The 19,207-nt window shown below is 69.1% G+C and carries 18 protein-coding genes and 1 tRNA gene; 6 read left to right on the top strand and 13 right to left on the bottom strand.

What is annotated here, in order from left to right; all coding sequences use genetic code 11:
• The first annotated feature begins 113 nt into the window (after window positions 1-113).
• From ACIBUY_RS10475 to ACIBUY_RS10460, 4 genes are all read left to right on the top strand, one after another.
• Window positions 114-692, top strand: a complete 579-nt coding sequence (locus tag ACIBUY_RS10475) for a TetR/AcrR family transcriptional regulator (protein ID WP_399152357.1) — start codon at window positions 114-116, stop codon at window positions 690-692.
• 88 nt (window positions 693-780) lie between these two features.
• Window positions 781-1,551, top strand: coding sequence for an SDR family NAD(P)-dependent oxidoreductase (locus tag ACIBUY_RS10470; RefSeq protein ID WP_399152356.1), 771 nt, complete (start codon window positions 781-783; stop codon window positions 1,549-1,551).
• 77 nt (window positions 1,552-1,628) lie between these two features.
• Window positions 1,629-1,892: a type II toxin-antitoxin system prevent-host-death family antitoxin gene (locus ACIBUY_RS10465; protein ID WP_365563726.1), complete on the top strand. Its 264-nt coding sequence runs from the start codon at window positions 1,629-1,631 to the stop codon at window positions 1,890-1,892.
• On the top strand, window positions 1,889-2,143 hold the full coding sequence (locus ACIBUY_RS10460; RefSeq protein WP_365563729.1) for a type II toxin-antitoxin system RelE/ParE family toxin: 255 nt from the start codon (window positions 1,889-1,891) through the stop codon (window positions 2,141-2,143). Before ACIBUY_RS10465 ends, ACIBUY_RS10460 begins: the two co-directional genes overlap by 4 nt.
• Window positions 2,144-2,241: 98 nt before the next feature.
• On the opposite strand, the gene ACIBUY_RS10455 is transcribed toward ACIBUY_RS10460, so the two are convergent.
• Both ACIBUY_RS10455 and ACIBUY_RS10450 read right to left on the bottom strand, forming a co-directional pair.
• Window positions 2,242-2,436: a DUF397 domain-containing protein gene (locus ACIBUY_RS10455; RefSeq protein WP_399152355.1), complete on the bottom strand. Its 195-nt coding sequence runs from the start codon at window positions 2,434-2,436 to the stop codon at window positions 2,242-2,244.
• Between the two features lie 11 nt (window positions 2,437-2,447).
• Complete coding sequence (locus ACIBUY_RS10450) at window positions 2,448-3,329, bottom strand: helix-turn-helix transcriptional regulator (protein ID WP_365563735.1); 882 nt, start codon at window positions 3,327-3,329, stop codon at window positions 2,448-2,450.
• Window positions 3,330-3,485: 156 nt separating this feature from the next.
• On the opposite strand from ACIBUY_RS10450, the gene ACIBUY_RS10445 reads away from it, so the two are divergent.
• Window positions 3,486-3,908 carry an ATP-binding protein gene (locus ACIBUY_RS10445; RefSeq protein ID WP_399152354.1) on the top strand — a complete coding sequence of 141 codons (423 nt, stop codon included), beginning with the start codon at window positions 3,486-3,488 and terminating at the stop codon, window positions 3,906-3,908.
• Here the strand turns inward: ACIBUY_RS10445 and ACIBUY_RS10440 are convergent.
• From ACIBUY_RS10440 to ACIBUY_RS10405, 8 genes are all read right to left on the bottom strand, one after another.
• Entirely contained in the window at window positions 3,891-4,862 is a 972-nt protein-coding gene (locus ACIBUY_RS10440; RefSeq protein WP_399152353.1) for a zinc-binding dehydrogenase, read from the bottom strand. The two genes, ACIBUY_RS10445 and ACIBUY_RS10440, sit on opposite strands and share 18 nt — an antisense overlap.
• A gap of 174 nt (window positions 4,863-5,036) precedes the next feature.
• On the bottom strand, window positions 5,037-6,686 hold the full coding sequence (locus ACIBUY_RS10435; RefSeq protein ID WP_365563742.1) for a bifunctional aspartate transaminase/aspartate 4-decarboxylase: 1,650 nt from the start codon (window positions 6,684-6,686) through the stop codon (window positions 5,037-5,039).
• Between the two features lie 34 nt (window positions 6,687-6,720).
• Window positions 6,721-8,424 carry an aspartate-alanine antiporter gene (gene aspT, locus ACIBUY_RS10430; protein ID WP_365563745.1) on the bottom strand — a complete coding sequence of 568 codons (1,704 nt, stop codon included), beginning with the start codon at window positions 8,422-8,424 and terminating at the stop codon, window positions 6,721-6,723.
• Between the two features lie 14 nt (window positions 8,425-8,438).
• Window positions 8,439-10,115, bottom strand: coding sequence for an aspartate-alanine antiporter (aspT, locus tag ACIBUY_RS10425; protein ID WP_399152352.1), 1,677 nt, complete (start codon window positions 10,113-10,115; stop codon window positions 8,439-8,441).
• Window positions 10,116-10,291: 176 nt separating this feature from the next.
• A complete protein-coding gene (locus tag ACIBUY_RS10420) occupies window positions 10,292-11,752 on the bottom strand; it encodes a GH1 family beta-glucosidase (RefSeq protein WP_399152351.1) in 1,461 nt (486 codons plus the stop codon).
• Window positions 11,753-12,082: 330 nt separating this feature from the next.
• Window positions 12,083-12,994, bottom strand: coding sequence for a carbohydrate ABC transporter permease (locus ACIBUY_RS10415; protein ID WP_365563753.1), 912 nt, complete (start codon window positions 12,992-12,994; stop codon window positions 12,083-12,085).
• Window positions 12,991-14,019 carry a sugar ABC transporter permease gene (locus tag ACIBUY_RS10410; protein WP_365563756.1) on the bottom strand — a complete coding sequence of 343 codons (1,029 nt, stop codon included), beginning with the start codon at window positions 14,017-14,019 and terminating at the stop codon, window positions 12,991-12,993. Before ACIBUY_RS10410 ends, ACIBUY_RS10415 begins: the two co-directional genes overlap by 4 nt.
• Window positions 14,016-15,350 (bottom strand): ABC transporter substrate-binding protein, encoded by a 1,335-nt coding sequence (locus tag ACIBUY_RS10405; protein WP_365563759.1) that lies wholly within the window; start codon window positions 15,348-15,350, stop codon window positions 14,016-14,018. The genes ACIBUY_RS10410 and ACIBUY_RS10405 overlap by 4 nt, the downstream gene beginning before the upstream one ends.
• Before the next feature lie 261 nt (window positions 15,351-15,611).
• Here ACIBUY_RS10405 and ACIBUY_RS10400 point away from each other — a divergent pair, with 261 nt between their 5' ends.
• A complete protein-coding gene (locus tag ACIBUY_RS10400; protein WP_365563762.1) occupies window positions 15,612-16,667 on the top strand; it encodes a LacI family DNA-binding transcriptional regulator in 1,056 nt (351 codons plus the stop codon).
• Window positions 16,668-16,738: 71 nt separating this feature from the next.
• Here ACIBUY_RS10400 and ACIBUY_RS10395 read toward each other — a convergent pair.
• The 3 genes from ACIBUY_RS10395 to ACIBUY_RS10385 form a co-directional block, all read right to left on the bottom strand.
• Window positions 16,739-16,811 (bottom strand) — tRNA-His (locus ACIBUY_RS10395).
• A gap of 122 nt (window positions 16,812-16,933) precedes the next feature.
• The gene (gene orn / locus ACIBUY_RS10390) at window positions 16,934-17,545 is read right to left on the bottom strand and encodes an oligoribonuclease (RefSeq protein ID WP_365563765.1); all 612 of its coding nucleotides are present in this window, start codon (window positions 17,543-17,545) and stop codon (window positions 16,934-16,936) included.
• A 66-nt stretch (window positions 17,546-17,611) separates the two neighbouring features.
• Window positions 17,612-18,874 carry a helix-turn-helix domain-containing protein gene (locus ACIBUY_RS10385; protein WP_365563768.1) on the bottom strand — a complete coding sequence of 421 codons (1,263 nt, stop codon included), beginning with the start codon at window positions 18,872-18,874 and terminating at the stop codon, window positions 17,612-17,614.
• Between the last annotated feature and the right edge of the window lie 333 nt (window positions 18,875-19,207).

Genomic DNA, 19,207 nt, shown 5'->3' with positions numbered 1-19,207 from the left:
ACCACTGAGTAACGGGGGAGCGAGCCCCGGCCGGTACGACCCCCCACCCGGCCGGGGCTCTCTTCACCGAAGGTTATTGACCTGAAGGTCCATTACGAATTACGCTCGCCGGCATGGCGAGACCGAGGAAGTTCGACGAGGCCCAGGTGCTGGAGAGCGCCATGGACGTCTTCTGGCGCAAGGGCTACGCGGCCACGACCCCGCAGGATCTCGTCGACGAACTGGGCCTGGGCAAGGGCAGTCTCTACAACGCCTTCGGCGGCAAACGGGCCTTGTTCGAGCGGGCGTTGGGCCGGTACGCGGACACGCAGGCGGTGCGGCTCACGGACCTCCTCGACGCCGGGGGCCCGGTCAAGGCCCGCATCCGCGACGCCCTGCACCTCTTGCTGGAGCTCGACTTCACCGACCCGGACCGGCGGGGCTGCATGGCGGTCAACACGGCGACGGAGCTGGCGAGTTCGGACCCGGAGGCCGCGGAGGCGGTGCGGCGGATGTTCGCCCGCACGGAAGCGGCGTTCGTCGCGGCGCTCCAGGAGGCGCAGCGCGCGGGCGAGATCGACCCGGCTCGCGACGTACGCGCCCTCGCCTCGCTCCTGCTCGCCACGGTGATCGGGATGCGCGTCCTGGCCAAGACGGCGGACGGGCGGGCGCAGGTGGAGCGCGTGGTGGACGGACTGCTCGACACGCTGTGAGCCCGGGCTGCCCTGCCCTGCCCTGCCGGGCCCGGGGTTTTTCTCTGACTTTGTTTTGTACCTACGGTTATCAATGGAGTGGCACGTCATGGACCTGAACCTCACGGGCAAGACGGCCCTGGTCACCGGCGCGAGCCGTGGCATCGGGCTGGCCGTCACCCGCACCCTGATCGCGGAGGGCGTACGCGTCATCGGCGCGGCCCGAACGATCACGCCGGAGCTGAAGGAGACGGGCGCGCGACCGGTGCCCGTGGACCTGTCGACGGCGGAGGGCGTCCGTCAACTTATCGAGGAGTCAGGCGAGTTCGACATCCTCGTCAACAACATCGGTGGCGGCGACGCGGTCCAGGTCGGCAGCTTCCTCGACGTCGACGACGACAGCTGGCGCCGCACCTTCGACGTCAACTTCTACGCCACCCAGCGCGTGACCCGGGCCGCCCTGCCCACGCTCATCGAGCGCCAGGGTTCGATCGTGAACATCTCCTCGATCGGCGCCCGGCTGCCCGCGGCCGGGCCGGTCGACTACAACGTCGCGAAGGCCGCCCTGACCGCCCTCGGCAAGGCGCTCGCCGAGGAGTTCGGCCCGCGCGGCGTCCGCGTCAACACGGTCTCCCCGGGCCCGGTCCGCACCGACCTGTGGGAGGCCCCGGGCAGCTTCGGCGCGCAACTGGCGGAGCTCCACGGCCTCACCCACGCCGAACTCCTGGACCAGGCACCGCAGTTGATGGGCATGACGACGAACCGCCTGACGGAACCGGAGGAGGTCGCGGCGGTCGTGGCCTTCCTGGTGTCGCCGGTGGCGGGGAGCGTGACGGGGGCGGACTACCGGGTCGACGGGGGGCTGGTGAAGGCGGCCTGAGGCCGGGAGGCGCGGGGCGAAGGGGGGGCCTGCTCCCACCGGGTGCGGTGATGTGTATCTAGCTGTACAGTAGATGCATGTCTGCTACGTATCCCATCGCTGAGGCGCGCGGCAAACTCGGAGACCTCGCCCGCCGTGCGGCACAGCATGAGCACATCACGCTGACGGACCGAGGTGTTCCCGCGGCCGTACTGATCTCCCCTGCCGAGCTCGAAGACCTTGAGGACGCGCTCGCGATCGCCCGCCTGGAGCGCGACCGGGCACTCGGCCTCTCGGCCGCTCCGATACCGCATGACGAAGCCCGCCGCGCTCTCCTTGACGCGGCGGGGAGGAGCGAGTGACCTGGCGGGTGACGTGGGAACCGGTGGCGCTCAATGCGGCGACCGGCTATCTCAAAGAGGACCCGGCGGGCGTTGACGCCCTGCTCCAGGCCACGGATCAGCTCGCGGGGAACGCCCGCCCTGAGGGATCGCGCGCCTGGGGCACGGAGCACCGGCGCCTCAGGAGCGGGCCGTGGCGCATCCTGTACCGGATCGATGAGGTTGCCCACGCCTTGCACATTGAGCACGTCGGCCGTGCGGATGTCGGCTGACGGGGGCGGTGAAGGTGGTTGCCGAAGCCGTTCCCGGAGTACGCGGACGAGCTCGTCGGGCGTGAGAGTGGTCGTTCTGGTGGGACTAGGCGGTCAGGTCAGCATGCCTTGTCCTTGAGGGAGTTCAACAGCGCCGCGAGCGCGCGCGGGCTGGTCGTGGCCACGCGGCCGGGGTCGTCGCTCTCACGCAGATGGACGGTTCGCGCGGGGTCGGCCGGGTCGGTGGCCAGCTCTACGCATTCGCCTTCGCCGCCCGTGCTGTACGAGGACTTCTGCCATGCGAGCCGGGCCATCGGGGTTCCCTTCAGAGCGCGTACATCACGTGCTGGATCAGGCTGAGGGAGTCTCGGCCTTCGTGCGACTCGGGAGTTGACTCGGGGTCCACCGGAGCCAGTGCCAGCTCCGAGAGCCGCTCGAACATCTTGGCGTACTCGTCGAGGTGCTCGCCATCGTGCAGGAACAGGGAGTTCGCCGGATGCTCCAGAAAGACGGTGTCCAGTTCCTGATCCCCGCCGCCGAAGATGACGAACGAGCGGCTGTGCGCCGAGTAGACCCCGGCCTCGAACGGGAAGACCTGGATCGTCACGTGGGGGAGGCGTGCGACCTCGATCAGCCGGCGCAACTGCCGTCGCATGACGGCGGGGCCGCCCACCAGGGTGTGGAGAGCGGCCTCGTGGATGACGGCGCGGTACGACGTGGGTGTGTCGCCGCTCAGGACTTGCTGACGTGCGATCCGGAACTCGGCGTATCGGTCGGTGCGTTGAGGGTCCGCCTCAGTGGTCGTGAGCACCGCGTGCGCGTACTCCCGCGTCTGGAGCATTCCCGGGATGACCAGGGGTTCGTGCGTCCGCAGCGCGGTGGAACCCGATTCGAGTTCGGCCAGATCGCGGGCGGTTGGCCCGATGCAGTCGGCGAACTGGTCCCACCATCCCTTGCCGTTCCCCTGGGCCATCGCCATGAGGCCGTCGAAGTAGGGGCCGGGCGGGCAGTCGTACTCCTGGAGAACCTTGTACAGGCGGTTGCGTGACACGTCGATGCGACCCGCCTCGATGTTGCTGATGCGGGCGCGGTCCGCGTCCAGGAACTGAGCCGCCCGCTCACCGGAGAGCCCCGCCCGCAGGCGCAGCTTGCGCAGTTCGGCGCCGAGCCTGCGCTGCCGCTCACTCGGATTGATCCTGGGTGCCATCCCGACCTCCTGTCGCGCAGTCTGTCGCTCTCAACATCCCCGTGTCACTGGAGAGTTGGCGCGTCACCTACACGAGTGAGGGTATCGGTGAACTGTTGCAGTAAGGGAAAACATTTCCCTATCGTCATGCGCAACCGAACAGCCCCAGGAGGGCCCATGGAGACGGACGATGTCACCCTCACGTTCCCGCCCCACCCCATCTGGGTCCGCACCGCCAGGGACGCCGTCCGCGCCTTCCTCCAGGCGGCTGGTCATCCCGAACTCATCGACACCGCAACCCTGTTGACGTCGGAGGCCGTGACGAACGCCATCAACGCCTGCGCCGCGAAACACTGCACGGCCCCGGTCACCGTCACCGCCGGATGGCGCGGCGCAGGGTGCCTGAGCGTGCTCGTGCGGGACGAGGCCCCCGGCCTCCCGGAGTGCCGCGGCGCGACCCCGTACGGCAACGAGAACGACGCCGAGAACGGCCGCGGCATCCACCTGATCTCGTACGAAGCCCGCGCCTGGGGCGTGTGTACGCACGGCCCGGGTGCGGGCAAGGGGACCTGGTTCGAACTGTCACAGCACCAGCAGTGACTTGCCCACGGCGGTGCGGTCCTCGATGGCCCGGTGAGCGTCGGCCGCGCGCTCCAGCGGGAAGGTCTGCCCGATGAGCGGGCGGACAAGCCCGACCGCCGCGTGCGCCATCATCTGCTCGGCCCAACGCGCTTGATGTGCCGGGAAGTTGAAGAGCTGCTCGATGCCAAGCACCCGTACGTCCCGGTCTGCCGCCCGCGCAGGCTCCACGGAGGTGGCCTCGCCGCTCGCCGCGCCGTGCACCGAGAAGCGGCCGCCGCGCGCCGTCGCCTCGAACGCGGCCCGCCCGATCCGGCCGCCGACACCGTCGAACACCACGTTGGGGCCCGCGCCCCCCGTCACATCGCGGACCCGCTCGGTCCAGTCGGGAAGGGAGTAGTCGACGGCGGCGTCCGCGCCCAACTCCGTTACCACGTCCAGCTTCCGCCCGCTGCCCACCGCGCCCACGACCCGCGCGCCCGCCGCTCGGGCCAGTTGCACCAGCAGGCTGCCCACGCCGCCCGCCGCGGCCTCGACGAGTACCCACTCGCCCGCCTTGACCTCGGCGTTCTCCATCAGGCCCAACGCCGTACTACCGTCGCTGAACAGGGCCGTCGCCTCCGGCAGGCCGAGCCGGTCCGGTACGGGCGTCAGGTCGCCGACCGCGGCCACCGCCTGCTCGGCGAAGCCGCCGGTCTCACCCGTCCCCGCCAGTACGCGGCGGCCCAGCCAGGAAGAATCCGCCCCGGCGCCGGCCTCCTTCACTGTCCCGGCCACCAACTGGCCTGGAATGTAGGGGAGTTGGGGCGGCTCGTGCCACTGGTCGGTACCCCGCCGGATCTGCGTCTCCACGAATGTCATGCCCGCCACGGCGACCTCGACCACGACCTGCCCCGGCCCGGCCGTCGGCTCCGGCGCCTGTCCTGGGACCAGTTCCTCGGGCCCACCGAAACGGGCCACTCTCACCACGCGCATACGACTCGCTCCCCACCCTCGTTCAGACGCGGACATCTGAAACCTAGAAACTCAAGTGCGCTTGAGGTCAACGAGATCCAAGGCGGTTCCTTGAGTTCTGCCTCGACTGAGCGGACATGAAGGAGCCAGGGCGCACCGAAGTCCGTCCTGGCTCCTTCATGCCGTGCGGCACCGCTACGCCGACGCCGCCCGCCACTCCTCCGCGTAATCGTTGAAGATCTCCCGCAGGTGATGCCCGATCTTCAAGTAGTCCAGGTCGTCGAGGTTCGCGAGGGAGACGCGGACCGACCACTCCGGGCCCTCGAAGCCGCCGCCGTTGAGCAGGACGACGCCCGTCTGCTGGGCCAGGCGGAACAGGGGGTCGATGGGCTCGTACGTCTTCTGGAGGTACGCCGCGAACTCCTCGCCGTGTTCCAGCTGCGCCTGCGCCATCAGGTCCAGCTCGATGTAGTAGCCGGCCCGGTGGGCGTCGTCGGAGATCTTCATCTGGGCGCCCTCCAGGAGGAGTTGGAGGCGCTGCTGGACGATGGAGCGGATGCGGTGCTTGTACGCCTGGCCCTCCTCCAGCATGTCGAAGAGCGAGAAGAGGGAGAGCATGACCTGCTGCGGCAGGGACAGGCCCGCGGTGTGGTTGAGGGCCACCTGCCGGGAGTCGGCGACCAGGCGGTCGATGAACTTGATCTTCTCCGGCTCCAGCGTGAGCGTCTCGTAGCGCTTGTTCAGCTTCGCCTTCGCGTCGGCGGGCAGGTTCGCGAGCCGCTCGTCGATCACGTTGTCGTCGTGCAGGCCGATGACGCCGAGCCGCCAGCCCGTGCAGCCGTAGTGCTTCGAGTACGAGTAGACGAGGAGCGTGTTGCGGGGGAGGTCGGCGGCGATCGAGCGGAAGCCCTCCACGAACGTGCCGTACACGTCGTCCGTGACGATGAGGAGGTTCGGGTTCTTCGTCGCGACGATGGACTTGATCTGGTCCGCCACGCGCTGGGAGAGCGCCAGGGACGGCGGGTTGGAGGGGTTGACCAGGCAGACCAGCTTGATCTCCGGGTCCTCCAGCTTGGCGACCTCCTCCTCCGGGTAGCGCCACTCCCGCACGCCCGCCTCGGCGAACATGTTGGCCTCGACGTACGTGACGTCGAACTCGTACGTGTCGAGCTCGGGGATCTCGATGTACGGCGTGAAGACGGGCACCATGAGGGCGATCTTGTCGCCCTTCTTCAGCAGCCCGTTCTTCATGAGGGAGTCGAAGATGTAGCACATGGCGGCCGTGCCGCCCTCGGTCGCGAAGTACGAGAAGTCGCCCGCCGGGGGCTTCTTGTCGAACATCTCGTCCGCGATGTAACCGCGGACGATCTCCTGAACGTGCGTCAGAATGCGGTCGGGGACCGGGTAGTTGTCGCCGATCGAGCTGTCGGTCAGCTCGTGGACGAACGCGTCCTTGTCGAACCCGAAGCGCTGGATGCCGTGCTGGACGCACTGGGCGAGCAGCTCGATGCCGGGCAGGTCGGGGTGGCGGCGCACGAACGCGTCGAAGCGCTCGTACGAGCCCTGCAGCTCGGGCATGCCGCCGAGGTTGTCGCCCGTCCACACCCGGCGCGACTCCTCGAGGGAGAAGTAGCCGAGCGCGTAGAACGCCTCGCGCGGCCCGGTCGCCGTCCAGTTCGGGTTGCCGCGGCCCGCGTTGAGCATCTGGACGCTCGACTTGCCCTTCTGGCCCGGCTGGTCGGCCTGGGCCTGCTTGGCGAGGTCGATGAAGATGTTCTTCAGCTCGAAGGGGGACAACTGCGCGTAGCTCTGGATCTGTTCGCGGGTCAGCGTCGACTTGGGCATGGTCTTTCCTTACGTCCTTGTGGGCCGGGCGGAGTCAGTGGTGGAGCAGGACGATCACGGCGCCCCAGATGGTCAGCAGTACGTTGCTGATCGCGTACGGGATCGTGTAACCGAGCGTCGGGACCTGGGACTTGGACTGCTCGTTGATCGCGCCGATCGCCGCCGTCGTGGTCTGGCCGCCCGCGAGGACGCCCATCAGGATCGGGAAGCGGATCTTCTGGATGTAGTGGCCGACCAGGAATCCGACGAGCAGCGGGATCAGCGTGGCCACCGCGCCGAAGACCAGCAGGCCCCAGCCGGCCGTGGACAGGCCGGAGGTGAAGCTCGGGCCCGCGTTGAGGCCGACGACCGCGACGAACAGGCACAGGCCGAGCGTGTCCATGAACCACTGGGCGCCGGGCGGCACGTTGCCGAACGTCGGGTACTTGCCGCGGATCCAGCCGAAGACCAGGCCCATGATGAGCGCGCCGCCGGAGGTGGACAGCGAGATCGGGACGCCGCCCGCGGTGAGCGCCGGGATGCCGATGCAGCCGCCGAGGAAGATGCCGAGGCCGACCCAGATCATGTCGGTCGCGAACGAGGTGGGGACCGGCTTGCCGATCGCCCTGCCCGCCGGGTCCACCAGCCGCTTCGGCCCGGTCAGGATGAGGGTGTCGCCGCGCTCGATCTGCGTGGACAGGCGGTAGGGGAAGTCGGCGCCCGCACGGTAGATCTTGTCGATGTAGACGCCGACCATGAACGGCTCGCGCCTCAACTCGGCGACGGACTTGCCCAGTTGGGCCTTCTCCGAGGCGACGACGTGCAGCGTCTCGGTCTGGTAGCCGAGCAGTTCGACGTCGTCGGTCTCGGCACCGATGTGCGTACGGGCGTCGTAGTCGACGAGGGAGCCGCGCAGCGCGCTCAGTGCGACGACGTCGCCCTCGCGCAGCACCGTCTGCTGGTCGTGGTCGAGGATCTGCCCGTCGCGGCGCACCCGCGTCAGGTAGATGCGGTGGCCGAGCTGCTGTTGCTGCTGCTCGAAGTCCTCGATGGTGCGGCCGACGATGTCGGGGCGCTGGATGGTGAAGGCACGCAGCACGACTTCGTAGTAGCCCTCGTGGAGGTCCGGGTCGTTCGCCGGCGCGTCCAACTCCTTGGCCAGGGCGGCGGATTCGGCCGCGAGGTCCCGGCGGTACAGCTTCGGCAGGACGTTCGCGAGCAGCATCGCGCACAGGATCGTGCCGAGCGGATAGCAGACCGCGTAGCCGACGGCGACGAGGTTCTCCTCGCTCTTGACCTGTGCGGACGACAGGCCCGGCAGGTTGCCGATGGCGTCCTGTGCGACACCGATCACGGCGGACTGCGTGAGGGCCCCGCCGAGGAGTCCGGCGCTCAGCCCGGGGCCGTAGCCGAGCATGGCGGCGAAGCCCCAGCAGACCAGCAGACCGGTGACACAGACGACGACCGCGTTGATGACCTGCGGCAGGCCGTCCTTCTTCAGGCCGCGGAAGAACTGCGGGCCGACCTTGTAGCCGAGTGCGAACAGGAACATCGTGAAGAACAGGTTCTTCACGGTCCCGTCGATGGTGACCTTGAACTGGGCGCCGAACAGCAGCCCCACCACCAGACAGCCGGTGACGGCGCCGAGGGCGATCGCCTTGTAGCGGAGCTTCCCGGCGAGGAAGCCGAAGGCGACGGTGATGAAGACCAGCAGCTCGGGGTGCGGCTGGAAGATGTTGCGGTTGAGGAAGTCGATCATGACCGGAACACCCCTCAGTTTCCGAGGATGCCGACGAGCAGCGGGCCCGTCAGGGGGAGGAGGAAGTTGGAGAGGGCGTACGTGATCGTGTAGCCGAGCATCGGCACCGACGACTGCGCCACCTGGGTGACGGCGGTGATCGCGGGCGTCGAGCACTGCTGTCCGGCGATGGCGCCGATCAGCAGCGGCGGCTCGATCTTGAGCAGCTTGCGGCCGACGAACAGCGAGAGCGACGCGGGCACGAGCACCATCGCGATCCCGGCGAACGGCAGCAGCGCCCCGTACTGCTTGATCAGCGGCCAGGCCTGCGGCCCCGACACCAGACCCGTACAGGCGATGAAGACCGCGAGGCCCATGTCCTTGATCGTGGAGGCGGCCTGCGGCGGGAACGCGCCGAAGGTCTGCGACCGCGAGCGGAACCAGCCGAAGAGCAGACCGGAGATGAGGCAGCCGCCGCCGGTGCCGAGCGACATCGGGACGTCGCCGAACTTCACCACGACCTGGCCGAGCAGCGAACCGGCCGCGATGCCGAGCCCGAGGTAGATGAAGTCGGTGGCGTCGTTCTTGACGACCGAGCCGATCTTCGCGACCAGCTTGTTCAGGCCGGAGCGGGCGCCGACGAGGGTGAGGACGTCGCCGCGGTGCAGGACCGTGTCGCCGGTGGCGGGCAGGTCGGTGTCGCCGCGGTTGATGTCGGTGACGTAGACGCCGTCCTTGTAGAACTCGGGGTTCGCCTGCTGCAGCTCGTCGATGGTCCTGCCGTCGAGGCCCTTGTCGGTGACCGAGACCTGACGCGAGGCCAGCGGGGAGTCGAGCCCGGGCACGCCCGGCGTCTCGGGGCCGATGAGCCGGCCGGCCTCGATGACGTTCGCCCGGCGGCCGACCAGGAGCACCAGGTCGGAGAGGGTGAGCTCGAGGTCGGGCGTGACGTCCATGACCTTGCTGCCGCGCTTGACGGACTCGACGGTGACCCGCTCGCCCTCGCCGGACTGGAGGTCCCCGACCGTACGGCCGTCAGCGGTGGTCACCAGGTAGGTGCGGCCCACCATGCCGGGCAGCGCCGCCCGCTCGTCGGACTCCAGGCTGCCCTTGCTGCGCGTACGCTCCCACAGCTCGCGGGCCGCGTCGCGGAGGTTGATGCGCAGCAGCATCGGCATGATCTGGCTGCAGTACAGGACGATCGTGATCAGGCCGAAGAGGTAGCAGACCGTGTACGCGGTGGCGACGTTGCCCTGGTACTCGGTGATCTGCGCCTGGGTCAGTCCGGCCAGGTTGCCGATGGACTCGGTGGCCGTACCCACGACCGCCGACTCGGTGGCCGCGCCCGCCAGGATGCCGGAGGCCGTGCCGACGTCCAGGTCGAACGCCTTGGCGATGCCGAGGGCGATGCCGACGACGCAGACCAGTTCGATCCCGCACAGCACGAAGAAGCGCAGGCTCTTCTTGTTGAGGTTGCGGAAGAACTGGGGTCCGGCCATGTAGCCGAGCGCGAAGATGAACAGCGCGAAGAACACCGTCTTCACGTCGCTGGAGACCTGGGCCTTGGTCCAGGCGCCCAGGAGCAGCGAGACGATCAGCGTTCCGCAGATGCCGCCCAGCGTCAGCGGCCCCACGCGCAGCTTCCCGACGAGGTAGCCGAGCGCGAGGCTCACGAACAGGACGAGTTCCGGGTGGTCCTTGAGTACGCCCATGGGGACTCAGGAGCTTCGGAGGTCGATGGTGGCGATATGAGGCATACGCGAAAAATAAGGTCCGGTACGCCACCTCGCCATGCGACGTACCGGACGGGGAACGGGCGGGGAACGGGCGGGAACTGCCGGGAACGGACTGGAGCCGCCGGGTCGCGCCGGGTCGCGCCGGGAACGGCCTACTCGGCGGCGGGCAGCCCCCCGGCCCGGGCGACCTGTGCGTACCAGGCCGCGCTCGACTTCGGGATCCGGGCCTGCGTCGCGTAGTCCACGTACACGGCGCCGAACCGCTTGCCGTATCCGTAGGCCCACTCGAAGTTGTCGAGCAGCGACCACAGGAAGTAGCCGCGGACGTCGGCGCCCTGGCGGATCGCCTCGTGGATCGCGCCGAGGTGGGCGTGCAGGTAGCGGATGCGGTCGGGGTCGTGGACCTGGCCCTGCTCGTCGACGACGTCTTCGTACGCCGCCCCGTTCTCGGTCACGTAAAGCGGAACCCCGGGGGCCTGAGCGGTGTAATCAAGGAGAAGGTCCGTGAGACCGGTCGGATCCACCGGCCAGTTCATCGCGGTGAGTTCACCGGGCGCGTGGTGGAAGACGACGTCGTCGGAGCCCGGCCAGGGGGAGTGGTCACTGGCGCCGTGACCGTCGAGCCTCGGTCCGTCCTGCTCGCCGCGCGGACCGGAGACGACGGCGGGCGTGTAGTAGTTCAGACCGAGGAAGTCGAGGGGGTGGTGAATGGACGCGGTGTCCCCGTCCTGCACGAAGGACCAGTCCGTCACGCGCGCGGTGTCGGCGATCAGGTCCTCCGGGTAGGCGCCCCGCAGGATCGGCCCGGTGAAGACGCGGTTCGCGAGCGCGTCGATCCGCCGCTTGGCGTCCAGGTCGGCCGGAGCGTCGGTGAGGGCCCTCACCACGCTCGGGTTGAGGCTGATGCCGATGCCGGCGCGGGCCGGGAGGATCGAGCGCAGGGCCGAAGTGGCAAGACCGTGCCCGAGGTTGAGATGGTGCGCGGCGCGCAGTGCGGCGGTGGGATCGGTGCGCCCGGGGGCGTGCACCCCGGAGCCGTAGCCCAAGAAGGCGCTGCACCAGGGCTCGTTGAGGGTCACCCAGCTCTCGACGCGGTCGCCGAGCGCCTCGCCGACCAGAGCGGCGTACTCCGCGAACCGGTACGCGGTGTCCCGCTCCGGCCAGCCGCCCGCGCTCTCCAACTCCTGCGGCAGGTCCCAGTGGTACAGGGTCACCATGGGCTTGATCCCGTGCGCGAGCAGCTCGTCGACCAGGCCCCGGTAGAAGTCGAGCCCGCGCTGCACGGCGGGCCCGCGCCCGGTGGGCTGCACACGCGGCCACGCCACGGAGAAGCGGTAGGAGGTCAGACCCAGGTCCGCCATGAGCCGTACGTCGTCGCGCCACCGGTGGTAGTGGTCGACGGCGACGTCCCCGGTGTCGCCGTTCGCCACCTTCCCCGGGGTGTGGCTGAACGTGTCCCAGATCGAGGGGGTCCGCCCGTCCTCCCGCACGGCGCCCTCGATCTGGTACGCGGCGGTGGCCGACCCCCACAGAAATCCTGCGGGAAATCGGGTGAGTTGGGGGGCGGTGGGGGCAGAGGCGGCCGTGGTGCCGGTGTTGTCCGTGGTGGTCATAGGAGCGCTCCCATGGAGGTGTTGGAGGGGGGAGGGTGATTGCCGTGGCGGATGGAGGGGCGTCTCCTCGGGGGAAGCAGCGGCGCGGCCGCGAGCTTCGGGGGCGCGGGGAACTGCGCGCGGCAGGACCACCGGCCCGTGGTCGCCCACGGCGAAGGGGCGATGGGGCGGAGGGGCGATGGGGTGAAGGGGGCGGAAGGGCGGAAGGGGCGGAGGGGCGGAAGGGGCGGAGGGGTGCCTCGAACAGACCGCTCCTCGAACAGACCGCTCCTCGAACAGATCGCGCCTCGGCCGGCCGGGACCTCGGTGTCCCGGCCGGGGTCGGACCCGTCACCCCTTGACGGCGCCCTGCATGATTCCGCCCACGATCTGCTTGCCGAACAGCAGGAACGCGATGAGCAGGGGCAGCGTTCCGAGGAGGGCGCCGGCCATGATGACCGAGTCGTCGGGGATGTAGCCGGTGCCGAGCTGGTTCAGGGCGACCTGCACCGTCGGGTTCTGTCCGTTCAGGGCGATGATCGGCCACAGGAAGTCGTTCCAGGCCATGACGAAGGTGAGCAGCCCGAGCACGGCCATGGCCGGACGTGCGGCCGGGAAGACCACGTGCCACACGACCCGCAGACTGCTCGCGCCGTCCACCCGGGCGGCCTCGATCAGCTCGGTCGGCAGCGCCTGGACGAGGTACTGCCGCATGAAGAACGTGCCGAAGGCGCTGACCAGGGTCGGCAGGATGACGGTCTGCAGGTGGTTGGCCCAGCCCAGGTCGGTCATCCACAAGTACAGCGGGACGACGGCGAGTTGGGGCGGCACCATCATCGTGCCGATGGTCAGCAGGAGGAGCAGCGAGGAGAACTTGAAGCGGAGCTTGGCGAAGGCGAACCCGGCGAGCGTGGAGAACAGGACGGTGCCCACGGTGATGGTGGACGCCACCAGGATCGTGTTGAACATCGCGGTGCCCATGCCCGCCTGGTTCCAGGCGGTCTCCAGGTTCTTGAACAGATTGCCGCCGAACCAGAACGGCGGGGGCGTCTGCGCCAGCCGCGTGTTGGTGCGCGAGGCGGCGATCGTGGTCCACAGCAGCGGGGCGAGCGAGATCAGGGCGAACACGGCGAGCGCGATGTACGTGACGGGCCCGGCGTGCAGCTGCTTGCCCGCGCCCATGATCCGCTTGCGCCGTGGCGCCCGCTCCTGCTCGGCGTCCCCCTTCACCGGCTGAGGGAGTGTCATGTCACTGGTGGTCATTGGGACTTCCTCAGCCGTCGGGTGATCAGCAGATTGATCGCGGCGACCACCAGGAGGATCAGGAACATCGACCAGGCGATCGCGGACGCCTTGCCGAGGTTGCCGATGATCCAGCCCTGGTCGTACATGTACAGGCCGAGCGTCTGGTACTGGTGCTCGGACCCGCCCTTGGTGCCGCTGACACCGCCGAACAGCAGGGGCTCACCGAAGAGTTGGGTCGCGCCGATGGTGGAGACGACCACGGTGAACAGGATGGTCGGGCGCAGCATCGGGATGGTCACGTGCCGGAACTGCTGCCACCGGTTCGCGCCGTCGAGCGCTGCCGACTCGTACAGATCGGCCGGGATGGCCTGCATCGCGGCCAGATAGATCAGCGCGTTGTACCCGGTCCAGCGCCAGATCACGATCGAGGAGACCGCGAACTGTGAACCCCAGTCGGATTCGCGCCAGTTGACCGGGTCGATGCCGACCGCGTCGAGCGCCCAGTTGATCATGCCGGTGTCCGGCGAGAACAGCAGCACGAAGACGAGCGTCGCCGCCGCCACCGAGGTCGCGTACGGGGTGAGCATGACGACGCGCCACACGGTCGAGCCGCGCAGCCGGTAGTTGAGCATGTGCGCGAGCCAGATCGCGGCGACCAGCTGCGGCACCGTCGAGATCACGCCGATGGTGAACGTGTTCTTCAGCGCGTTCCAGAAGAAGTCCGACGCGAAGAGGTTCTTGTAGTTGTCCAGGCCCGCCCAGGTCTGCGTGTCGAGCGAGGACAGCTGCACGTGGTGCAGCGAGTACCAGGCGGTGTAGAGCAGCGGCACCAGCGAGAAGGCGCCGAAGATGATGAAGAAGGGGGCGATGAACGCGTACGGCGACGCCTTCATGTCCCAGCGGTACAGCCGGCTGCGCCAGGAAGTGGTGCTCGCCGGCGTCCCGCGACCCTGAGCGTCCGGGGCCGCGCCCGGCTCTTTCGAGCCGGGCGCGGCGTCGGCGCTCGACGCGGACTGCGCGAGAGCCTGGTCGGGGCTGGTCACTGGCCGAGCACGTCCTTGATCTCCTTGGACGCGGCGTCCCAGCCCTGTGCGGGAGACTTGCCCTTCTGCTCGACCTGGAGGATGCCGACGTCGGTGATCGCGGTGCCGATCGGCTGGTCCTTCACACCGTGCGGCTGCTGCGGGATGGTCTTCGCCGAGTCGGAGAAGATCTGCACCAGCGGGGCGTTCGAGAAGTACGCCAGGGTGTCGGGCTGCGGCTTCAGCGTCGAGTACGCCGACGGCGTGGAGGGCCAGCTGGCCTGCTTGGCGAACACCTTCGCCTGCTGCTCAGGAGCGGTCAGCCACTTCGCCAGGGCGATGGCCTCCTTCTGGTGCTTGCTCGCCGTCGGCACCCCGAGGAACGAGCCGCCCCAGTTGGCCGCGGTCGGAGCGGCCGCCACGTCCCAATTGCCCTTGCCGGCGGCGCCGGACTTCTCCTGGATGTAGCCGATCATCCACGCCGGGCAGGCGATGGTGGCGAAGGTGCCGTTGGCGAAGCCCTGGTCCCACGGCTTGTCGAACTGCTTCAGCTTCGCCGACATGTTGGTGGTCGCCACCTGCATGGCGGCGTCCCAGGAGCGCTTGACGCCGTCGGACTTGTCCCAGACGACGTTGCCGTCCTTGTCGTAGTACTGCTCGCTCTCGCCACCGAGCGCCGCGTTGTAGACCGAAGACGCCGAGTCCACGAACTTGGTGCCGCTGGGCGCCTTCTTCATGTAGTCCTTGCCGACGTCGACGTACTTGCTCCAGCTGCCCTTCCACATCGAGGCGAGCTTGGTGCGGTCGGTCGGCAGACCGGCCTTCTGGAAGAGGTCCTTGCGGTAGCAGATCGCCATCGGGCCGACGTCGGTGCCGAGCCCGATCAGCTTGCCGTCCTTGGTGGTGGCCTGGGCGTTCTTCCAGTCCAGCCACTGCGACTTGTCGACCTCCTTGCCGAGGTCGACGAACTTGTCGGCCTGCGTCTGCACGGCCTCCGTCACATTGCCGATCTCGATGGCCTGGACGTCGTCCGTGCCGGAACCGGCCTGCAGCCGCGTGAGCGTCTTGGGCCAGTAGACGTCGGTGCGTGTGGTGACGTTCTCCTTGACGGTGATGTCCGGGTGCAGCTTCATGTACTCGTCGTAGAGCCCGGCCTGCTTGTAGCCGAAGGTGCCGAAGGTGCCGATGGTCACCGTCGTCTTGCCCTTGCCGCCGGCGCCACCGCTCGATCCGCCGTCGGAGCCACCGCCGTCGCCGTCATCGCTGGCGCATCCGGCGAGCAGCCCTGTGGCCAGGGCGGCGACGACCGCGAAGGTCATTGCTCGTCGGGACGTACGGGCAGTCGTGCGCATTGCGTCCTCCAAGTGCTCAATTGCTCTTACGTGCCGATCCCGGCCAACGGCCAACTGCCTTGCTGGGCCCGTTCGTTCACTGTGCGGCTCGGGCGGGGAACGTGCGGCTTCTGTATACGTCCAGTAGGGTGGGAGCGCTCCCATACGTGATGTGTTGAAGGGTCGTCGCTCGGCCCGGGGGTGTCAAGAGACCCGGCAGCGACAAGTTGGTGCGGTTATCGGGCTGTTAGATTCCGCGTGAGACTTGGGGAGGTAGGAGTCATGGCGGCTCGCGGCACTCACGGCAGGCGTCCCACCCTTGAGGAGGTCGCGGCCCGGGCGGGCGTCGGCCGGGGCACGGTCTCCCGGGTGATCAACGGATCGCCCCGGGTCAGCGACCGCACCCGCGCGGCGGTCGAGGAGGCGGTCGCCGAGCTCGGCTACGTCCCGAACACGGCGGCCCGGGCGCTGGCCGCCAATCGCACGGACTCCATAGCCGTGGTCGTCCCGGAGGCCGAGTCCCGGTTCTTCTCCGAGCCGTACTTCTCCGGCATGGTCGGCGGCGTCGGCCTCGCCCTCGCCGAGTCCAACCTCCAGCTGCTGCTCACCTTCGCCCGCGGCGAGCGCGAGCAGGACCGGCTCGCCGCCTATCTCGCCGCCCACCGCGTCGACGGCGTCCTGCTGGTCTCGGTCCACGCCGACGACCCGCTGGCCGACCGCCTCCTCCAGATGGACATCCCGACCGTGATCAGCGGCCCGCGCTCCGCCGACGAGCCGCTGCCCTCGGTCGACACCGACAACTACGCGGGCGCCCGCTCCGCCGTCGGCCATCTGACCTCCCGCGGCCGCCGCTCCGTCGCGATCATCACGGGCCCGCTGGACGTGTACGGCGCCCAGCGCCGCCTCGCCGGGTACGAGGACCAACTGGGCGCGGACGGAATCTCGTACGACGAGAAGCTGGTGGCGTACGGAGACTTCACGGAGGAGGGCGGCCGCGCCTGCATGACCCAGCTCCTGGAGCGCAGTCCCGGTCTCGACGCGGTCTTCGCCTGCTCCGACCTGATGGCCTCCGGCGCCCGCCAGGTGCTGCGCGAGGCGGGCCGCCGCATCCCGGACGACGTCGCCCTGGTCGGCTTCGACGACTCGGTGATCGCCCGCCACATGGAGCCGGGCCTGACCAGCGTGCGCCAGCCCACCCGCGACATGGGCCGGGCGATGACGGAGCTGCTCCTGGACGAGATCGCCCTCGCGGCCCAGGGCAAGCGCTCCTCGTCCCGGCGGGGCGCGGAGCGGCATCTGGTGCTGCCGACGGAGCTGGTGGTCCGCGCGTCGTCCTGAGTGACGGGTTCAAGTCCCGCGGATACGCCGAAGGCCCCGGTTCTCGCGAACCGGGGCCTTCGATCCTTCAGGGTGAGTGACGGGACTTGAACCCGCGGCCACCTGGACCACAACCAGGTGCTCTACCAACTGAGCTACACCCACCATGTCCGGTCTTTTGTCGTTCTTCCGACCGGCCGAGAAAAAGTGTACAGGGTCCGAAGGGGTGCTCGCGCCCTCCTTTTCCGGGGGCGCCCCGGACCCCGTACACAGGGGCGTACATGGGGTTATTCGGCGGGCTCCGCAGGCAGGACGTGCTTCGCCGCGATCGACTTCGCGGTGTCGGAGTCCGGCCCGGGCTGCGGGACGAAGATCGCCTCGCGGTAGTAGCGCAGCTCGGCGATGGACTCGCGGATGTCCGCGAGCGCCCGGTGGTTGCCGTTCTTCTCCGGACTGTTGAAGTACGCCCTCGGGTACCAGCGCCGCGCCAGTTCCTTGACCGAGGACACATCGACGATCCGGTAGTGGAGGTAGTCCTCCAGCGTCGGCATGTCACGCAGCAGGAAGCCACGGTCGGTACCGACCGAGTTCCCGCACAGCGGGGCCTTGCCCGCGTCCTTGACGTGTTCACGTACGTAGGCCATGACCTGCTCCTCGGCGTCCGCGAGCGTCGTGCCGCCCGCCAGCTCGTCGAGGAGACCCGAGGCGGTGTGCATGTTCCGCACCACCTCGGGCATCTGCTCCAGGGCCTCGTCCGGCGGGCGGATCACGATGTCCACTCCGTCGCCGAGTACGTTCAGCTCCGAGTCGGTGACCAGTGCGGCCACCTCGATGAGCGCGTCGTTCGCCAGCGAGAGTCCGGTCATCTCGCAGTCGATCCACACCATGCGATCGTTCATGCGACCAACCCTACGGGTCGGACCTTCCCGCTGGCAGACGACGGGCGTCAGCTCCTCGATCCGTTGTTACGTGGCCGAGCGCGGCCCGGGCAGGCTCGCCCGGCCCGGCGCGAAGGCGTCGGACGGCGGTTTGCCCGGTTCCGCCTGCATCGAGGCCGCGTGCGCGCCCAGCGCCGTCGCCGCCGCGGTGCGCCGCGACTGGGTGGGGACGGGGCCAGGGCTCGGGGTCTCGGGGCCCTGTACTGGGGCGATCTCCACGGGCTTGTCGGGCTTGCCGCCGCTCCCGTTCGCCCCCGGGCCCTCGCCCGGCTGCGGCCTGCGCGCCCGGTACGCCGCCCGGTACGCGGCCGGGGACGAGCCCAGCTGGCGCCGGAAGTGTCCGCGCAGCGCCACGGGGGAGCGGAACCCGCAGCGCCCGGCCACCTCGTCGACCGAGTAGTCGGAGGTCTCCAGGAGCCGCTGGGCCTGCAGCACCCGTTGCGTGATCAGCCACTGGAGCGGGGCGGACCCCGTCAGTGACCGGAAGCGGCGGTCGAAGGTGCGACGGCTCATATAGGCGCGGGCGGCCAGCGTCTCCACGTCGAACTGCTCGTGGAGGTGCTCCAGGGCCCAGGCGACGACCTCGGCCAGCGGGTCCGCGCCGATCTCCTCGGGTAAAGACCTGTCGAGATAGCGCTCCTGGCCGCCGCTGCGGCGCGGCGGGACCACCAGGCGGCGGGCGAGCGCTCCGGCCGCCTCGTTGCCGTGGTCCGTGCGCACGATGTGCAGACACAGGTCGATACCGGCCGCGGTGCCGGCGCTCGTCAGGACGTCGCCGTCGTCCACGAAGAGCTCGCGCGGGTCCACGTGGACCGACGGATAGCGCTTGGCGAGCGTCGGTGCGTACATCCAGTGCGTGGTGGCGGGGCGGCCGTCGAGCAGCCCTGCCGCGGCGAGCACGAACGCGCCGGTGCACAGACCGACGATGCGCGCGCCCTCCTCATGGGCTCGACGAATGGCGTCGAGCGCCTCCTCCGGTGGCGGTGAGGTGATCGACCGCCAGGCCGGCACGACGACCGTGCCCGCCCGCGAGATCGCCTCGAGCCCGTGCGGCGCGGTGAGTTCGAGTCCCCCTGTGGTCCTCAGGGGCCCTTCTTCACCGGCGCACACGAGCAACCGGTACCGGGGAACTCCCGCGTCCTGACGGTCGATTCCGAACACGGAGAGCGGAATGGAACTTTCGAAGATGGGTCCGCCGCTGAACAGCAGCACGGCGACGATCTCCCGCCGTCGGCGTCCTGACAGCTTGCGAGCCGCCGCCTCCGGCGCAGTGGTGGCGTCGTGGCTCATCCTGCTAAGCCCCCCTCGGTGATCGCGGCTCCCTCAATACTTTGACGGGCTGTTCGCTCCTGCACGTTTCCCCTCGGTCCTGCACGAAGTCCCCCGCCGCCTACTGATCAGACAGTCATGATCGAATCTACTGTGTCCTGTGGTGCCCTCGTGACCAGTTAAGGACGCGGCAGATTGTCGACATGACAACTTGGCGTAAAGCAGTCGATCACGAAGCGTTGCACTCAAGGGCGTTGCTGGGAAGTACGCCTCAACTCAGTGGCCGGTCCCTGTGGGGTGCAGGCGCCTTCAACGGTCCTTCCGGCCCTGGTGGAACGGGGGTTGGGGGCCGCG

The organism is Streptomyces sp. NPDC050085, assembly GCF_044460595.1.
Classification (GTDB): domain Bacteria; phylum Actinomycetota; class Actinomycetes; order Streptomycetales; family Streptomycetaceae; genus Streptomyces.
This window is presented reverse-complemented; position numbering and strand designations above follow the sequence as displayed.

Coding starts and splice junctions, on each gene's coding strand:
- ACIBUY_RS10470 (WP_399152356.1), top strand. CDS start 781: ATGGACCTGAACCTCACGGGCAAGACGGCCCTGGTCACCGGCGCGAGC.
- ACIBUY_RS10400 (WP_365563762.1), top strand. CDS start 15,612: ATGGCGGCTCGCGGCACTCACGGCAGGCGTCCCACCCTTGAGGAGGTC.
- aspT (WP_399152352.1), bottom strand. CDS start 10,115: ATGGGCGTACTCAAGGACCACCCGGAACTCGTCCTGTTCGTGAGCCTC.
- ACIBUY_RS10475 (WP_399152357.1), top strand. CDS start 114: ATGGCGAGACCGAGGAAGTTCGACGAGGCCCAGGTGCTGGAGAGCGCC.
- ACIBUY_RS10440 (WP_399152353.1), bottom strand. CDS start 4,862: ATGCGCGTGGTGAGAGTGGCCCGTTTCGGTGGGCCCGAGGAACTGGTC.
- ACIBUY_RS10465 (WP_365563726.1), top strand. CDS start 1,629: ATGTCTGCTACGTATCCCATCGCTGAGGCGCGCGGCAAACTCGGAGAC.
- aspT (WP_365563745.1), bottom strand. CDS start 8,424: ATGATCGACTTCCTCAACCGCAACATCTTCCAGCCGCACCCCGAGCTG.
- ACIBUY_RS10445 (WP_399152354.1), top strand. CDS start 3,486: ATGGAGACGGACGATGTCACCCTCACGTTCCCGCCCCACCCCATCTGG.
- ACIBUY_RS10385 (WP_365563768.1), bottom strand. CDS start 18,874: ATGAGCCACGACGCCACCACTGCGCCGGAGGCGGCGGCTCGCAAGCTG.
- ACIBUY_RS10420 (WP_399152351.1), bottom strand. CDS start 11,752: ATGACCACCACGGACAACACCGGCACCACGGCCGCCTCTGCCCCCACC.
- ACIBUY_RS10450 (WP_365563735.1), bottom strand. CDS start 3,329: ATGGCACCCAGGATCAATCCGAGTGAGCGGCAGCGCAGGCTCGGCGCC.
- ACIBUY_RS10455 (WP_399152355.1), bottom strand. CDS start 2,436: ATGGCCCGGCTCGCATGGCAGAAGTCCTCGTACAGCACGGGCGGCGAA.
- orn (WP_365563765.1), bottom strand. CDS start 17,545: ATGAACGATCGCATGGTGTGGATCGACTGCGAGATGACCGGACTCTCG.
- ACIBUY_RS10435 (WP_365563742.1), bottom strand. CDS start 6,686: ATGCCCAAGTCGACGCTGACCCGCGAACAGATCCAGAGCTACGCGCAG.
- ACIBUY_RS10405 (WP_365563759.1), bottom strand. CDS start 15,350: ATGCGCACGACTGCCCGTACGTCCCGACGAGCAATGACCTTCGCGGTC.
- ACIBUY_RS10415 (WP_365563753.1), bottom strand. CDS start 12,994: ATGACCACCAGTGACATGACACTCCCTCAGCCGGTGAAGGGGGACGCC.